Origin of the sequence: Sphingomicrobium aquimarinum, assembly GCF_039655735.1 — a bacterium.
GTDB lineage: Bacteria > Pseudomonadota > Alphaproteobacteria > Sphingomonadales > Sphingomonadaceae > Sphingomicrobium > Sphingomicrobium aquimarinum.
Map to the genome: position 1 here is coordinate 86,199 of NZ_JBBYXH010000002.1, position 15,365 is coordinate 101,563.

The window sequence follows — 15,365 nt, forward strand, 5'->3', positions numbered from 1 at the left end:
CAGCGACCGTACCGGTCGGAGTGCTACTAATGAAACAAGTTGGAAATGGGTCGTGCGATGAGCGAGCCATCCTCGCTGCGCGCGCGGTGGAGAAGTTGGCGGGTTGGAATTGCAGACCCAGATGTGAACTGGATGCCGAAGGATTAACCTGTCTTGGTTTCGAAAAACGCCGCGACGCGCTGCTCGTGGCGGCGACTATGGTCCCTGTCCGGGCAATCAACCAGACCTTGGCCGAAGCCCGATGCGATGCCGTGGTGGTCGTGGCAAGCGATGAACCCGTCTCGCCTGCCATCGCCCATCTAGCGCTAATGCGTGCTGGGGGAATTCGTTGGTATGGGCCCTGCCGTTTCTGGGCATCGTCGCTTGGTGTCTTGTGGCTGATCGGCATTTCCGAACTGGGCGCCGGTGAGGTCGCGATCGACCTTGGCAAGACACCCCTCCGACTGAATCCTGAGCCTTTCCACGCTCCCGCCGAAGCAAGCCTTGGATTTGAACTCGCGACCGAATTTCTCTCCAGCTACATGGAGGCGTCACGTTGAGCCAAAGACCTCATTGGATCAGTCCGTCCGAGGCCATGGACATGATGTTCACCGATCCGCTTGGACCAATGGACGGCTTCTCGTTCGGACTCTTGCGAACGAGCATTCGCGGTGAAGCGAATAGCATCCCCGGCTTCGCCTTCGCCAAGCTCAATCCGTGTGAACCTCAACTCGACGAGCCCCGTTCACGTGGCCTATGGCCGTCGACGGCGGCCGATGCCGCTGTCGCTCTTGCGCCCGGGGTGGCCGACGTTTGGAGTGACCCGGCACTGCTGTTCACCCGGTACGAAAGCGAGCTTCCCCCGTGCGAAACGGGAGCGCTGCTCGTGCTGACGCTGCGTTTTTCGGTCGACCATGCGCGGCACGACATGTTCGACATGAGCTATGCCTTTGCGCTAGAGCGCTTGGCTCGCGCACGGCGATTATCCACGCTCGTCGTACTTCACGTACCAGGCGAAGCCGTGTCCCGCGCCCAGCCGCACGTTCACCTCGTCACGCTCGCCAGGACCCAATCAGCGAGCGGATTCGGTGCGTATGACGACGAAGTCTTCTGCGACATGGGCCAGCAATTGCTCTTTGACGAGTGGCAGGACTTTTCGAAGCGATGGATATCGATGTGCGGAAAGCCCGAGCAAGCCTAGGTGAGCGTAAGCTACGATGTGGTTCTGCGGGAACCGGCATCACTCCGAATGCGACGGTATCGACCCGACCCAACACGCGTCCGCTGTCCGATCGGGAGAAGCCGTATGGGCTTGCGCGGAACCTCGCTCGTGATGATCGGCACGTAGTCCGTTATGAATTTCAGCCTCTCCGACAGCACCACGTCGAGACCCTCGGTTTGCATTCGCTTCGAGTAATGCTTGGCGTTGGTGCCTTGGCGCGCGTGCCCCATGACGTCGGCTCGTACGATCTCGTTGACCCGATCCACTTCGTAGAACGAGGAACCCAGCGAACGGATCGAATGAATGTCTGGAACCTTACCCGCGTCGTTGACTGGCAAGGGCATTTGGTCCGCTATCCATTCGACCATGAACCGCCATGCCCGATCGTAAAACTGAGCCCCGCCGCGCTTTGCCTTAAAGAGGTAGAGCTCGGGAAAAAGCGCGGCATGGCCCTCGACGTCGATGGCGTTGACGTAGTCAAGGAAGCCTAGGCGAATGAGTTCGGGGTGAATTGGCAACACCCGCTTTCGTGCCGCGCGTTTCTCGCCCGCCTTCTCGCCGTCTCGCCCACGCGTGAGGTTGTCGCGGATGTGGAAGTGGGGAACCGGGTGATCAATCGTGACATCGGCCACCTCCAATCCGCAAATCTCCTCGCGGCACGCGTGGTGGTAATACCACAGCAGCGGCGCGAAATAGGCGGCGTCGTGCCACACCCGCTTGGATACCTTCTCGGTTTTCAGGCGCCGCTTGCCTGCCCCACCTCCAGTATAAATCGGCGAAGCAAATAGGCACTTGAGATGCGCAGTCGTCCAGGGCGGTCGTAGGACAGTACTGTCGCTTTCTTTGATCGCGATCGTAGCCTCTGCGAAATCCATGATCTTCGCGCCGGGAACGCGCGGCTTCCAAGCGGTCTGCGCAAGGTGATTAGCTACCGTGCTCATCGTGCTGAGATCGCGGTTGATCGTTTTATTGTTCCGCTGCTGATCGGGGGCGACCGGCGGAAGCTCGGACACGACCTCGTCATATGGTCGTGACATCGCCCCCTTCGACAGCGTGCCGTAGCGAAACGTCTTCGGCAGGCGCTGCAATCCCTTCTTGAAATTGGCCACGTCGCGATGGTCGTAGGATCCAAGTTCGCGATTGCCCGTGATCCAGGCGAACACCTGCATGATGCGACGCTGCTGGCCTAAGTCACCCTTCCATTTTCCCTCGGACCGAAGTTCGACGATCACGTCTTCGATGGCGTCCCCGAAGCGGCGACTATCGTAGATGAGGAACTGACTTTCGGGAGCCGCCGTAGCCTCGTTAAGCATGGCGGGCACAGCCGGAGTCAGGCCAACTTGCCCGGACAGTGCTTCTGACGGCTCGCCAAGGTCCTGCATCATCGCTCGCACCGGGTCCGGTGCGTCCATGATATCGTCATCGAAAAGCCTCTGAACTCGCGTGCAGGCGGCGGCACGGGCCCGGATTAGGTGCGTTCGAGCGGCGGCGAGGTTGCCGGAGTCGATGGGGGCGCCAATGGCGGCCAATCGCTCGGCAACCGCCTCGTCGGAAATCATTTCCCTAGCATAGGCTAACAGCTCTTCGTCGTGCCGACCGGACTGGCTGAGCAGCCTGTAGCATTGCACGGTGTCGGCGGCGATCTGTAGTGCTTCAGATGACCATTCACCGTTCTCAAAGGCATGTTGGACATGGGCGCGGAGTTCGTCCTCGAGCTCTTCCCGAAAAAGAGCCTCGATCTCAGCTTTATTAAGTGGACGTCCGGTCTCGATCATCAGGTGTACGCTCGCCTTTACAACCGCAAAACGCGCCGAGAGGAAAGCCGCGCGCTCGCGCGCGAGGGTGGGATCGGCCGTCTGCAGGGCGAGCGCTACCGGCTTAGAGATAATATTTCGGAAATGAACGCGGCGGCGAAAGACATATCGTCCGTCGCGGCGGTATACGTGGGGGATGCGGCACATCGGTTTCACCTTCCCGCATGTGTCGCCAGTATGTGCACCGTTGATGTGATCGGTGCTGTCGGCGACTCACGCTAAAAGGCGGAAATCCGTCGCTTTCGCGATAAAATGGTCGGGGAGAGAGGATTCGAACCTCCGGCCCCTGCCTCCCGAAGACAGTGCTCTACCAGGCTGAGCTACTCCCCGACGTCTGCTCGGCGTTGAACAGGAGGGGCAAGGGCGATGCGTCCCCTAGCCCCCGCCCGTGTCGGATGCAAGCGAAGAAAGCGGCGTCGGAGGGTTCAGCCGAGCACTTTGAGCATGTCGCGGATCGAGACGAATTTCTCGCGCGGAGAGCCTTCGCGGGCGGCGGCCACTTCGGCCTGCTCGATCGCACGCCAATCCGAAAAGCAGGTCGCATGGACGTCGCGCGCCTCAAACAGATCGTCGAGACCCGCACCGCCTTTCCGCCCGCCATCGCTGCCCGGAGGCATTGCCTCCTCGATGGTGGCCGCCACTTCGTAGCCGTCGGGACGATTGGTGCCGATCGTTCCCGTCGGCCCGCGCCGCGCCCAGCCGACGGCGTAGAGGCCGTCCTCGATCTGCCCACCGTCGTTGGCGAAGCGCCCGCCGCCGGAATCGTAGGCCACCCCGGCGATCGGCGGGCTGGCATAGCCGATACAGGTCACGACGAGGCTGGCGGGGACCGCATATTCCTCCCCAGTGCCGCGCGCGCGACCCTCGGCATCGAGCGCCGTCCGCTCGACGATAACCCGCTCGACGTGACCCTCGCCTTCGATCCGCACCGGCCGCGCGAAGAAGTCGAAGACGATCTCGATCTCCTTCTCGCTCTCCAGCGCCGCATAGCCGCGGATGAGGCCCGCAGACTTCGCCAGCCCGCGATCCTCGAGCGCCTCCTCTTCGGCGAGGGTAGGCAGGTCATCGGCGTCCACGACCGGCCGCGCCCGGGCTAACTGTCCGAGTTCGGACAATTCCTTGGGCGTCATCGCGATCTGGTGCGGTCCGCGCCGCCCGAGGATGGTAATTCGCCCGACCCCACTTCCCGCCAGCGCGTCGAAAGCATGGCGCACGATATCGGACGCGCCCAGTTCCTCGGGCGTCTTCGCGAGGATCCGCGCCACGTCGAGCGCGACGTTGCCGTTGCCGACGATGACCACGTCGCTTCCATCCAACGGCGGATCGAGATCGGCATGATCGGGGTGACCGTTATACCAGCCGACGAACGCCGCCGAGCCGACGACGCCCTCCAATTCTTCCCCCGCAATACCCAAAGTCCGGTCGTTAGGTGCCCCCGTCGCCATCACCACCGCATCGTAGAGTTCGCGCAATTCGGACACCGAAACGCCATCGCCGATCGACACGTTGCCGATGAAGCGCACATTGTCCGCGTCGGCGACCTTGTCGTAGCGAAGCGACACCTTCTTGATCGACTGATGGTCGGGCGCAACGCCGAAGCGGATGAGGCCGTAGGGCACGGGCAGCCGATCGATGATGTCGATCCGCGCTGCATCGCCATAGGCTTTCGACAGCGCTTCGGCAGTGTAGAAGCCTGCAGGCCCCGATCCGACAATCGCGAAATGGCGCATTGGCCTCAGCCTCCCGTCAACCCTTGGACCGGTCCTCCAGCAGCAGTTCGTCACCATGCTTGCGGAACGCATTCTCGATCGCGCCCTTGAACATCGCCAGCATCGGCGGCAACTCCATGTGGCAGCGCACCAGCGCGTCCATCACCGTGATCGTGGCGATCACCTGCTGCCCCATCGCGCCGACGGTCAGGGTCAGCACGTCCCCGTCCCACGCCTCGTGCACTTCCGCGACGCCTCCCGGAATCTTGTCGGCAAGCTTGTGGGTGTTCCCGGCGATCCGCCGCTTGGCCTCCTCGCGCCCCAACTGGTGCGGGATATCGACGTCCATGTCCTGGTTCATCATGCCTCAAGGCTGGACGCGCTTTGGACCCTTTGCAAGTCTCATACGTCGAAAGCCCATGCACCTGTTCACCGCGCTCCTCTTCTCCGTGCTCGCACTCCAGCCGCTGCTGCCCGACACGGCGGCCGACTATATCGAGCCGGGACAGGACGAGCCGGGTTTCCGCGCCTGGATCGCCGCCGATCCGACCAATCGGGCCCGCTTCGATGCCTATGCCGGCTACCTGCGCGAGTCGGGCGTCGCCGACGTCGTACCGGCCTGGCAGCTGACCCGCACCGCCAGCGACTGGAACAAGTGCGGCCAGCCCGCCTTCGAGATTCCCCCTGCCGCATTGTGGCCGGGCATCGTCGACACGCTGCGCTACACGCGCGAGGCCGTCAAACCAGCGGTGGGCGAAATCGAAGTGCTGTCGGCCTATCGCAACCCCTACCTCAACAGCTGCGCTGACGGCTCTGCGCGCTCGGTGCATCGTAGCAACAGCGCGCTCGACATGGTGCCTCGCTATCCGCTCCAGCGCGGCGATCTCATGAATCGCCTTTGCACCATGCATGCGCGCTACGGCGGTCAGTACGATGCGGGCTTCGGCTTCTATTCGGGGATCCGCTTTCACGTCGACAGTTGGAAATACCGTATCTGGGGGGTCGACGCCGCCGAGGGCGGCGACCAGTGCCGCATCGCGCTCGCCCGCCGCGCCGCGGCACGTCACGAGCAGGAATAGGCTGCAGGGGCCTTTTCGATGAACGGGGGAAGGTTCGACTTTGCATCGCGCGATGCGCGTCTAAAAGCGACGGCGTGAACAGCCGTCCGAAAGTGTCGCCGATGATGAAGAAACCCCTGCTCCTCGCCAGCCTGCTGCTTCCGCTTGCAGCCTGCGCAACCGCTCCCGTCGCGCCCGTCGCCCAATCTGCGCCGGCGGCCTCGTCCGGCAGTTCGGCCGATCGCTTCCGCGCGCATGTGGAGTTCCTCGCCGACGACGCGCTCGAGGGCCGCGAAGCGGGAACGCGCGGCTTCGACATCGCCGCCAACTATGTCGCCACGCAGATGAGCAGCCTCGGGCTCGCACCCGGCGATATCGACGGCGACTATATGCAGGACATTTCCTTTGCCAACTACACGGTAGCGAAAGACCCCGCGCCCGCTTTCCTGCTCGACGGCAAGCGGGTGGCACAGGGCGACGGCGTCATCGTCGGCCGGCTCGAAGGTCACTCGGGCACCCGCGCCGAACCGGCGCCGATGGTATTCGTCGGTTCGGGCATTCACGCCCCCCAATATGGGATCGACGACTATGCCGGCGTGGATGCGCGCGGAAAGGTCGTGGTGCTGTACGGCTCTCCTTCGGCCGATGCCTTCGATGGTCTTCCGTCCGAAGTCGCCTCGGTGATGGGCGGTTCGGTTGCGGAAATGGCGGTCGAGCAGGGCGCGGTCGGAATCATCAACATCCTTCCCGAAGCGGTGTTCGCGCGTTTTCCGTGGACGGAATTCACCCAGACGACCTACCGTCCCTCGCTGGTGACGCTCAATCCGGATGGGAGCGCGCTGACCGAAACCCACGGCATGCGGATCGCGGGCATCGTGCGTGACCAGTCCGCTCCGATGCTCTTCGACAAGGCGTCGCTCCGCTGGCAGAGCGTGCGCGATCGCATCAACAAGGGCGAACGGGTGGCCGCTTTCGATCTTGGCAAATCGATCGGCATGGAACGGACGATCGTCAGCGAGCCGGCATTCAGCAGCGCCAACGTGATCGGCATGATCGAGGGCAGCGATCCCGTTCTCAAAAACGAGGTCGTGATGCTGACCGCCCATCTCGACCATGTCGGGATGCGCGACGACCACGGCGGCGGCGGCGGCCAGTTCCCGTCGAAAACCGAGGGCGATGACGACGTCATCTACAATGGCGCGCTCGACAATGCCGCGGGAATCGCCTCGCTGCTCGAAGCTGCCGAAGCCTTCCGCGCCAGCGGCAAGGCGCCGCGCCGCACCGTGATGTTCGTCGCGCTCACGGCCGAGGAAAAAGGGCTCATGGGGGCCGAATGGCTCGCCCGGAACCCCGCAATGCTCGGCGGTCGCGAGATCGTCGGCCTCGTCAATCTCGATATGCCCGTGATCCTGTCGGACTTCGACCGCGTGGTCGCATTCGGCGCGCAGCATTCGACCATGGGCGCGGCGGTCGAGGACGCCATCTCCAGCCTCGGTGTCAGCCGCATCGAGGATCCGATGCCCGAGGAGAATTTCTTCATCCGTTCGGACCATTATGCCTTCGTGAAGGCGGGCGTCCCTTCGGTCTATCTCGATCCGGCCGCTGTTCCTTCGGCGGAAGGCGTGGTCGAGGATTTCCTCGAGAACCATTACCACCGCCCGAGCGACGATCTTTCGCTCCCGATCGACTGGAACGCGGGCGCGAAATTCTCGCTCGTCAATTATCGCATCGCGCGAACCATCGCCGATACCGACGAGCGCCCCCGCTGGTATGCGGACAGCTATTTCGGTACCCGCTTCGCGCCGCAGGCTCCGAAGGCCACGCGCTAAAAATCGGGCCTCGTCCGCAAGCCCCTTGTGTTGCTCGAACAACACACCACATTCGGTGTGAAACTTGGAGACACGAGGGGCTTTCATGGACCTTGAAAAACTGACCGAACGTGCGCGCGGCTTCCTGCAGGCGGCGCAGACCATCGCCGTGCGCGAAAATCATCAGCGCATCACGCCCGCGCATTTCGTGAAAGCGCTGCTCGACGACGAGCAGGGCATGGCCGCCGGACTCATCGCGAAGGCCGGGGGCGATGCCAAGGCCGCCCGTTCCAACGTCGATACCCTCGTCGCCAAGCAGCCGAGCGTCACCGGTGGCGGCGCAAGCCAGGCACCCGGCGTGGACGGCAATACCATGCGGCTGTTGGACCGCGCGCAGGAAATCGCGGAGAAAGCCGGCGACAGCTATGTTACCGTCGAGCGGATCCTGCTCGCCGCCGCGATGGGCAAGGATGATGTCGGCGAGGCGCTCAAGCAGGCCGGCGTCACGCCGCAGAAGATCAATGCCGCGATTGAGGACCTCCGCGGCGGACGGACCGCCGATACGCAGAATGCCGAGGATCGCTACGACGCGCTCAAGAAATATGCCGTCGACCTCACCGAAAAGGCACGCGCCGGCAAGCTCGATCCCGTGATCGGGCGCGACGAGGAAATCCGCCGCACCGTGCAGGTGCTGGCGCGCCGCACGAAGAACAATCCCGTCCTTATCGGCGAACCCGGCGTCGGGAAAACGGCCATCGCGGAAGGGCTCGCCCTTCGTATCGCCAACGGTGACGTGCCCGAGGGCCTCAAGGACCGCACGCTCGTCAGTCTCGACATGGGCTCGCTCATCGCGGGCGCCAAATATCGCGGCGAGTTCGAGGAGCGCCTCAAAGGCGTCATCGACGAAGTGAAGCAGTCCGACGGACAGATCATCCTCTTCATCGACGAGATGCATCAGCTCGTCGGCGCGGGGAAAACCGACGGCGCGATGGATGCAGGCAACCTTCTCAAGCCCGCCCTGTCGCGCGGCGAACTGCACGTCATCGGCGCCACCACGCTCGATGAATATCGCACCTATGTTGAAAAGGACGCCGCGCTCGAACGGCGCTTCCAGCCCGTCATGATCGAGGAACCGACGGTCCCCGACACGATCTCGATCCTGCGCGGCCTCAAGGAGAAGTACGAGCTTCATCACGGCGTGCGCATCACCGATGCCGCCCTGGTCGCTGCCGCCACGCTCTCCAATCGCTACATCACCGACCGCTTCCTGCCCGACAAGGCGATCGACCTCATGGACGAGGCCGCAAGCCGCATCCGCATGGAAGTCGAGAGCAAGCCCGAGGAGATCGAGGCCCTCGATCGGCGCATCATCCAGTTGAAGATCGAACGCGAGGCGCTGTCGAAGGAAAGCGATGCCGGCTCGAAAGAGCGCCTCGAGCGGCTGAGCAAGGAGCTCGGCGACCTTGAGGAGCAGTCCGCCGAACTGACCCAGCGCTGGCAGGCGGAGAAAGAGAAGATCGACGCCGAGGGCGACCTCAAGGCCGATCTGGATGCCGCGCGGATCGAGCTCGAACAGGCACAGCGCTCGGGTGACCTCGCCAAGGCGGGCGAGCTTCAGTACGGCCGGATTCCCGAGCTCGAAAAGAAGCTCGAGGAAGCGGGCAAGGCGACCGAAGGCGCGATGCTTCGCGAGGAGGTGACCGACGAGGATATCGCATCGGTCGTCTCCCGTTGGACCGGCGTCCCCATCGAAAAAATGATGGAGGGCGAGCGCGAGAAGCTCATGCAGATGGAAGAGCTGCTCGGAAAGCGCGTCATCGGCCAGAAGGAAGCCGTGGTCGCCGTCTCGAAGGCCGTACGCCGCAGCCGTGCCGGTCTCCAGGATCCGGGCCGCCCGCTGGGCAGCTTCCTGTTTCTCGGCCCGACGGGCGTCGGCAAGACCGAGCTCACCAAGGCGCTAGCCGAATTCCTCTTCGACGACGCCCAAGCGATGGTTCGCATCGACATGAGCGAGTTCATGGAGAAGCATTCGGTCGCCCGCCTCGTCGGCGCCCCTCCGGGCTACGTCGGCTACGAGGAAGGTGGCAAACTCACCGAAGCCGTGCGCCGCCGTCCTTACCAGGTCGTGCTGTTCGACGAGGTCGAGAAAGCGCATGCCGACGTTTTCAACCTGCTGTTGCAGGTCCTCGACGACGGGCGGCTCACGGACGGGCAAGGCCGCACCGTGGACTTCACCAACACGATCATCATCCTCACGTCCAACCTCGGCAGCCAGTATCTCGCGCAACAGGATGAAAATGCCGATCCCAAGGTCGTCGAGGATCAGGTGATGGAAGTCGTCCGCGGTCACTTTCGTCCCGAATTCCTGAACCGTCTCGACGAGATCATCCTGTTCCATCGCCTGAGCCAGAGCCATATGGCGCCGATCGTCGAGATCCAGCTCAAGCGTCTGCAGAAACTGCTCGATGACAAGAAGATCCGCATCGAACTGACCGATGCCGCGCTCGCGTGGCTGGGACGGGTCGGCTACGATCCGGTGTACGGCGCGCGGCCCCTGAAACGCGCCGTCCAGAAGTATGTGCAGGATCCGCTCGCCGATGAAATCCTCGCCGGTCGCATCCGCGACGGCATGACGGTGACGGTCGACGAGGGCGATGGGCAGCTGACATTTGGCAACAGCGGTGAAGCGGCCTAAGGCCGAGCGTCATGAACGAAAAACCTCTCTTGGTGCAGGCGATCGACGCGCTGCAAGCCGGCGATCGCGATTCTGCTCTGGCGCTTTTTGCACAGGAACTTCGTGAGGGGCCCGAAACCGGCGACCGTTGGCGAAGCGTCGCCATGGTCGCTCGCAAGATCGGCGAGACACGGCTCGCCATCGAGGCAGCGCGCCGCTTTGCCGCGACCCAGCCCCAAACCCTGCAGCGCATCTTGTTTTACTGGGACATGCTCGCAACACTTGGGCGCGAAGACGAGGTCGAGCGCGAAGCGAAGCATCTGAGCCCGGCAACGCGAAACCAGGCAAGTATCCAGCACCTGCTGGGAACGATCGCCGCGGGACGCGGCGACAATCGAGCGGCCGAAGAGCATTTTCGTGCTGCAATTGCAGCTCCGGGGTTCGCGCCCACCAGTTGGTTCGCGCTCTCCATGATCAAGTCTTTTGGCCCGGATGACCCCGACATCTCGGCGATGGAAAAGGATCTCGCTGCGGCCAGGGATCTTCCGGACGATGCTGCGGCCCGATATCGCTATGCCCTCGGAAAAGCCTATCTCGACAGCGGCGAGGTCGACCGCGCGATGAAGCATTATCGGGCGGGCGCGTCGATCCGCCGTCGCAGCGAAACCTACGATAGGGCTGCGATCGAACGGCAAGTCGACACGATCATCAGCGATTTCGACGCGGCGGCGCTCTCCTCACTGATGCCATCCCGATACGAAGGCTCGCGAGCCCTGTTCGTCAATGGCGTCCCCCGCTCCGGGTCCACGCTGGTCGAACAGATCCTGACTTCGCATTCCGCGGTCGAAGATGGCGGGGAAATCAGCCTTATCGATGCCGCATTGCTCCCGTTAGGTGGTCCGCGGATCGATCTGGCCAGATCCTATGAGCAGAGGGCAGGATCCAGTGACCCGTGGGGTACGCTCGCAGCCAAGTACGAACAGTTACTCGAGCAACGGTTCGGCGCGGACGGCCTGATCGTCGACAAGACGCTGCTACAGTCGAATAATACAGGTTTGCTCCTCCACATGCTGCCCGACGCACGCATGGTCTGGATGAAGCGCAATCCACGCGACGCGGCCTGGTCGACGTATCGCAACTATTTCACCGGAGCCTTGCCCTTCTCGTGGGACCTTGGCGACATCGGGCATTTCTACCGGATGCAGGACCGGCTGCACGAACATTGGACGGCGCTTTTTCCGGATCGGATCCGCACCCTCCAGTACGAGGAGCTCGTCAAACAACCAGAGACGCACATCCGCGACCTTGCCGCTTTCTACGGCCTGGGGTTCGAGGATGCGATGTTGCACCCGCATCGAACCGAGCGATCCGTTCGGACCGCGAGCGTTTCGCAGGTCCGCGCTCCGATCCACGAGCGCGCTGTCCGACAATCGAGCGACATTGACGCCTATCTGGAAGCGTTCGACGCCGTATACGACGGCTGAACCGGTCTCGCCGTCGGGTGCGACCGCGCGCGCACCGGTTGGTTCAAGGCAATGCTCAAGCATCCGCCTGGCGTCATCGACCGCCGGCGGTTTGGCACGCACCCCCACTCGAGCTTTGCTGGCATGGTGATCTCGTTTTAAGTGCGTGTCTTCACCAGACCAGCCACCTTGAACAGCGTCGGGCCATTCCATTTCTTCATAGGAATAAGGATGCCCGCGGTGCGTCAGCTCTCGGACGCTTCTGTCGGCTGTCTGCGACGTGCGCAAAAAAAGAGGCGAGCCGTCAGGCCCGCCTCTCTTTCTTTGTCGGTTCGACCCGAGCGACTTAGAACTCGATGTCAAGACCCAGACGGAGCGAACGCGGAGCCTGATAGCCCGAAGGCAGGTCGTAGTTCGGGTTCGCCAGGACCGAGGTCGGAGCGCCAGCCGCGTTGAAGGTCAACTCGGACTGATCGCCGAACTCGTTACGCTGCGTCACAGCCTGCGTGTTGAAGATGTTGAACACGTCGACCGTGAACGACACCAGGCGGTCCTGACCGAAGTCGATGTTGTAACGCGTCGAGAGATCGACCGTCGCAACCCAATCGGTTTCCGAACCTTCGCCACGCGGAGCGGGCTGCAGGTTGCAGTAGTGCGACGCCGCACCGTAACCGTTCGCGAACACGTCGGTCGGGTGGAAGCCGAAGCAGCTCAGCGGACGCGGGCTGTCGATCGAGAGGTTCGAACCGAACACCAGGCCTTCCAGCGGCGAGAAGGCGCCGAAGAGCTTGATGCGGTGGGTACGATCGTTCGGCAGACGGCCAGTTGCGTAGTCGGTGAAGCCCGGCTGGTCGAAGTCCTGCGTGATGCCGGCATCGTCCTGACCGAAGTCCGACTGCACATAACCTTCCGAGTTACCGTAGCTGCGCGACAGGGTGTAGCTGCCGCGAAGGCTCCACACACCATCCCACGGACGGTTGAAGGTGAACTCGAGCGCGTCATAGGTACGCTCAGCCGCCGGGAGACCAAGCTCGTCGGCGCTGAAGGTCACGACGTCGCACAGGCGCGGATCGTCGTCGCAAAGCTCATCGCCGAGCAGGCGGAAGGTCGCTTCCGAACCGATGTTGAACGTCACGTACTGGTGGTAACCCGTCCAGACGCTCGAGCATTCCGCAGCCGAGAAGCCAAGGCTCTCGCAGTAGCGGTTCGCCGCGGCATCGATCGCAGCATCTTCCGCGGTGCGGTCGAGGTTGCGGTGGATGTAAGCGAGACCGGCGGTGAACCCACCGAAGTCATGCTCGTAACCGACGATATATTCGGACTGCTTGGTCGCCTCGAGGTTCGACGCGAAGAACTCTTCGCTCGACGGCACCGAGCCGTCACCCGTCACGTTACAGTTCGAACCCGAGGAGAAGGGCGTCAGACCGAACGGGCAGGCATCGTCGTACGAAGCGTTGTCCGCAGCCGTCAGCTGCTCCTGGAAGTTCGGGATGCCGTTATTGTCGAACGTATCGTAGAAGAAACGCTCGCGAATGTAGTATTCGGCACCGGCACCACGGAAGGCGGTGTTCGACGCGACCGGCAGGAAGTACTGACCGAAGAAGCCGTACAGCTTGCCCTGCTCGTCATCCCACAGGTCGTAGGTGAAGCCGAGACGCGGTGCGTAATTGTCCTCGAGGCTGAGGAAGTTGTCACCCTGCGCATTGAACAGCTTGAAGTCGTCGCGACGCAGGCCGAGGTTGAGGGTCAGACGCTCGGTCGGGCGCCATTCGTCCTGGATGTAGAAGGCCAGGTTACGACCTTCGAACACACCACCCGAGTTGAAGTAGTTGAGCTCCGCCACGCCGCGGCCGCCGATGGACGGACGAAGAATGATGGCATAACCCGCGCTACCCGCGTTGGCGTCGAACGCCGCGTCGGAAATCAGGCCGTTACCGTTCAGGAAGGGCGCGCCGCTGCGGACGGTACCACGCGCAAGCGCGGTTTCTTCGACCTCGAAACCACCACGGATGTGATGCTCGCCGAGAACGTCGACATACAGATCGACGTCACCGCGGTAGAACTCGCGCTCGGTCTCATAGGTCGGCGAAACGCTGAGCGTCGTCTGTCCGTTCAGGAACGCGCCGTTGGGCGTGCCGTCGACCGTCGTACCCGAGAAGTTCACCGTGTAAGGCAGCTGCGCCGCCGAACCGAGCGCGACGTTGTCGAAGCGATCTTCCATCTTACCGTAGGCCGCAGAAACGGTCAGCCAGTTGGTGAAGTTGCCGGTATACTTACCGACGTAGGAAACGCCGCCGAAGTTCGCGAGGCCGGTATCGGCAAAGGTACCGACGTTATACTCGTTGCCAACCTCGGTGTAGTCAGCGGTCTGGATTTCCGTCTGACGACGCGTGTCGAACAGCGTGAATTCGAGGTGCTGGCTGTCGATCGGATAGGCATCGACCTTGATGCCGTAGAACGGATCGTCCTGCAGGTTGCGCGTGGCGAGACCCGTCGTGCGGCTGACGTTGAAGCTGTCGCTCTCGCGAAGCTCGAGGAGGCCGTAGACGAAAAGGCGATCGCGGATGATCGGAAGGCCGGCTTCGATAACTGCCGAGTAGCTGTCCGCTTCATCGGCCGCCTGGTTCGACGAGAACTGGCAGCTGATCGGATCGGTGGGATCCGCGCCGTCGCCGTTGACGTCGTTATACTGGCAGGTCTGGAAATCCTTCGCGGTCGAACGGAGGAAGTCCGGCGACCAGTCGAGGTGAACCGCACCGAAGAATTCGTTCGAACCCGACTTGGTGACGGCGTTGACGATACCACCCGTCGCACGACCGAACTCGGCCGGATAGCCCCCGGTCTTCGCTTCCACCGAGCGGTAGAAGTCGAACGGCACGCGGGCCGAACCGAGATAGTTGTCGAAGTTGGTGATGTTGAGGCCGTTCACGTAATAGGCGTTCTCCGCCACCGACGAACCGCCGATCGAGGCGAGGTTGCCGAACGCGCTGTCGCCCTGCGTGGTGCCCGGAGCGAGCAGCACGACCGATGTAAGGTCGCGGGGAAGCGGAACGCGCTTGGTCAGCTCTTCCACGTCAACGTTGAGGCCGATGGTCGTGCCTTCGAAGTCGTTGATGAAGAGGTTCTGGCCGACGATGACGATTCCTTCGTCGCTCGAAAGAACGACATTACCTTCGGCATTCTGCGAACCCAGAAGGCGGAAATCTTCAGCGCGGTACACTTCGGCACCATCGCGCATCACGATGAGGTTGTAGGTCCCCGGAGCGACCGAACCGAAGCGATAGTTGCCGCTCGAACCGGTCGTGGTCGAGCGACGCTGGCCGGTGGATTCGGAAACGAGCATGACTTCGGCACCCGAAACGGCATTGCCATTGTCATCGGTAACCTGGCCCGAGAGCTGGGCACTGGTGAGATCCTGTGCAATCGCCGGTGCGGCGCCGATAAAGGCGGTCCCTGCAGCGGCTCCGACAATCGCAAAGGCCGAAGCCGCTGCGCGCAAAGTTGCTTTCTTCATGTGAAAAATTCTCCGTTATGAAAGCTTTTAGAAAACTTGGTCCCCAAATTCCCCCGCAAGCACACTCGCGCGCACCCACGTAGACCCCGGCTTTAAGAGGGGGAGACCCATGTCTGTAAAGTGT

The 15,365-nt window shown here is 62.7% G+C and carries 10 protein-coding genes and 1 tRNA gene; 6 read left to right on the plus strand and 5 right to left on the minus strand.

Annotation, left to right across the window (positions count from 1 at the left end; genetic code table 11):
* Positions 1–29 precede the first annotated feature (29 nt).
* A complete protein-coding gene (locus WJS89_RS06530) occupies positions 30–539 on the plus strand; it encodes a hypothetical protein (protein ID WP_346340143.1) in 510 nt (169 codons plus the stop codon).
* The gene (locus WJS89_RS06535; RefSeq protein WP_346340144.1) at positions 536–1,180 is read left to right on the plus strand and encodes a hypothetical protein; all 645 of its coding nucleotides are present in this window, start codon (positions 536–538) and stop codon (positions 1,178–1,180) included. The genes WJS89_RS06530 and WJS89_RS06535 overlap by 4 nt, the downstream gene beginning before the upstream one ends.
* Before the next feature lie 11 nt (positions 1,181–1,191).
* Here WJS89_RS06535 and WJS89_RS06540 read toward each other — a convergent pair whose 3' ends face one another.
* The 4 genes from WJS89_RS06540 to WJS89_RS06555 form a co-directional block, all read right to left on the minus strand.
* Positions 1,192–3,162: a hypothetical protein gene (locus WJS89_RS06540; protein ID WP_346340145.1), complete on the minus strand. Its 1,971-nt coding sequence runs from the start codon at positions 3,160–3,162 to the stop codon at positions 1,192–1,194.
* 106 nt (positions 3,163–3,268) lie between these two features.
* Positions 3,269–3,345: transfer RNA gene (locus WJS89_RS06545), tRNA-Pro, on the minus strand.
* A 95-nt stretch (positions 3,346–3,440) separates the two neighbouring features.
* A complete protein-coding gene (locus WJS89_RS06550; protein ID WP_346340146.1) occupies positions 3,441–4,745 on the minus strand; it encodes an FAD-dependent oxidoreductase in 1,305 nt (434 codons plus the stop codon).
* A 16-nt stretch (positions 4,746–4,761) separates the two neighbouring features.
* Positions 4,762–5,088: a polyhydroxyalkanoic acid system family protein gene (locus WJS89_RS06555; RefSeq protein WP_346340147.1), complete on the minus strand. Its 327-nt coding sequence runs from the start codon at positions 5,086–5,088 to the stop codon at positions 4,762–4,764.
* A 55-nt stretch (positions 5,089–5,143) separates the two neighbouring features.
* On the opposite strand from WJS89_RS06555, the gene WJS89_RS06560 reads away from it, so the two are divergent.
* The 4 genes from WJS89_RS06560 to WJS89_RS06575 all read left to right on the plus strand — a co-directional run bounded on the left by WJS89_RS06560 (position 5,144) and on the right by WJS89_RS06575 (position 11,748).
* Positions 5,144–5,803 (plus strand): hypothetical protein, encoded by a 660-nt coding sequence (locus WJS89_RS06560; RefSeq protein WP_346340148.1) that lies wholly within the window; start codon positions 5,144–5,146, stop codon positions 5,801–5,803.
* 101 nt (positions 5,804–5,904) lie between these two features.
* A complete protein-coding gene (locus WJS89_RS06565) occupies positions 5,905–7,611 on the plus strand; it encodes a M20/M25/M40 family metallo-hydrolase (protein ID WP_346340149.1) in 1,707 nt (568 codons plus the stop codon).
* 85 nt (positions 7,612–7,696) lie between these two features.
* The gene (gene clpB, locus WJS89_RS06570; protein ID WP_346340150.1) at positions 7,697–10,285 is read left to right on the plus strand and encodes an ATP-dependent chaperone ClpB; all 2,589 of its coding nucleotides are present in this window, start codon (positions 7,697–7,699) and stop codon (positions 10,283–10,285) included.
* An 11-nt stretch (positions 10,286–10,296) separates the two neighbouring features.
* Positions 10,297–11,748, plus strand: a complete 1,452-nt coding sequence (locus WJS89_RS06575) for a tetratricopeptide repeat-containing sulfotransferase family protein (RefSeq protein WP_346340151.1) — start codon at positions 10,297–10,299, stop codon at positions 11,746–11,748.
* A 325-nt stretch (positions 11,749–12,073) separates the two neighbouring features.
* On the opposite strand, the gene WJS89_RS06580 is transcribed toward WJS89_RS06575, so the two are convergent.
* A complete protein-coding gene (locus WJS89_RS06580) occupies positions 12,074–15,241 on the minus strand; it encodes a TonB-dependent receptor (protein ID WP_346340152.1) in 3,168 nt (1,055 codons plus the stop codon).
* Between the last annotated feature and the right edge of the window lie 124 nt (positions 15,242–15,365).

What these genes read in the sequence shown, in the direction of transcription:
- WJS89_RS06565 (WP_346340149.1), top strand. Translation starts at nt 5,905, where the DNA reads ATGATGAAGAAACCCCTGCTCCTCGCCAGCCTGCTGCTTCCGCTTGCA.
- WJS89_RS06555 (WP_346340147.1), bottom strand. Translation starts at nt 5,088, where the DNA reads ATGATGAACCAGGACATGGACGTCGATATCCCGCACCAGTTGGGGCGC.
- WJS89_RS06530 (WP_346340143.1), top strand. Translation starts at nt 30, where the DNA reads ATGAAACAAGTTGGAAATGGGTCGTGCGATGAGCGAGCCATCCTCGCT.
- WJS89_RS06580 (WP_346340152.1), bottom strand. Translation starts at nt 15,241, where the DNA reads ATGAAGAAAGCAACTTTGCGCGCAGCGGCTTCGGCCTTTGCGATTGTC.
- WJS89_RS06540 (WP_346340145.1), bottom strand. Translation starts at nt 3,162, where the DNA reads ATGTGCCGCATCCCCCACGTATACCGCCGCGACGGACGATATGTCTTT.
- clpB (WP_346340150.1), top strand. Translation starts at nt 7,697, where the DNA reads ATGGACCTTGAAAAACTGACCGAACGTGCGCGCGGCTTCCTGCAGGCG.
- WJS89_RS06575 (WP_346340151.1), top strand. Translation starts at nt 10,297, where the DNA reads ATGAACGAAAAACCTCTCTTGGTGCAGGCGATCGACGCGCTGCAAGCC.
- WJS89_RS06550 (WP_346340146.1), bottom strand. Translation starts at nt 4,745, where the DNA reads ATGCGCCATTTCGCGATTGTCGGATCGGGGCCTGCAGGCTTCTACACT.
- WJS89_RS06560 (WP_346340148.1), top strand. Translation starts at nt 5,144, where the DNA reads ATGCACCTGTTCACCGCGCTCCTCTTCTCCGTGCTCGCACTCCAGCCG.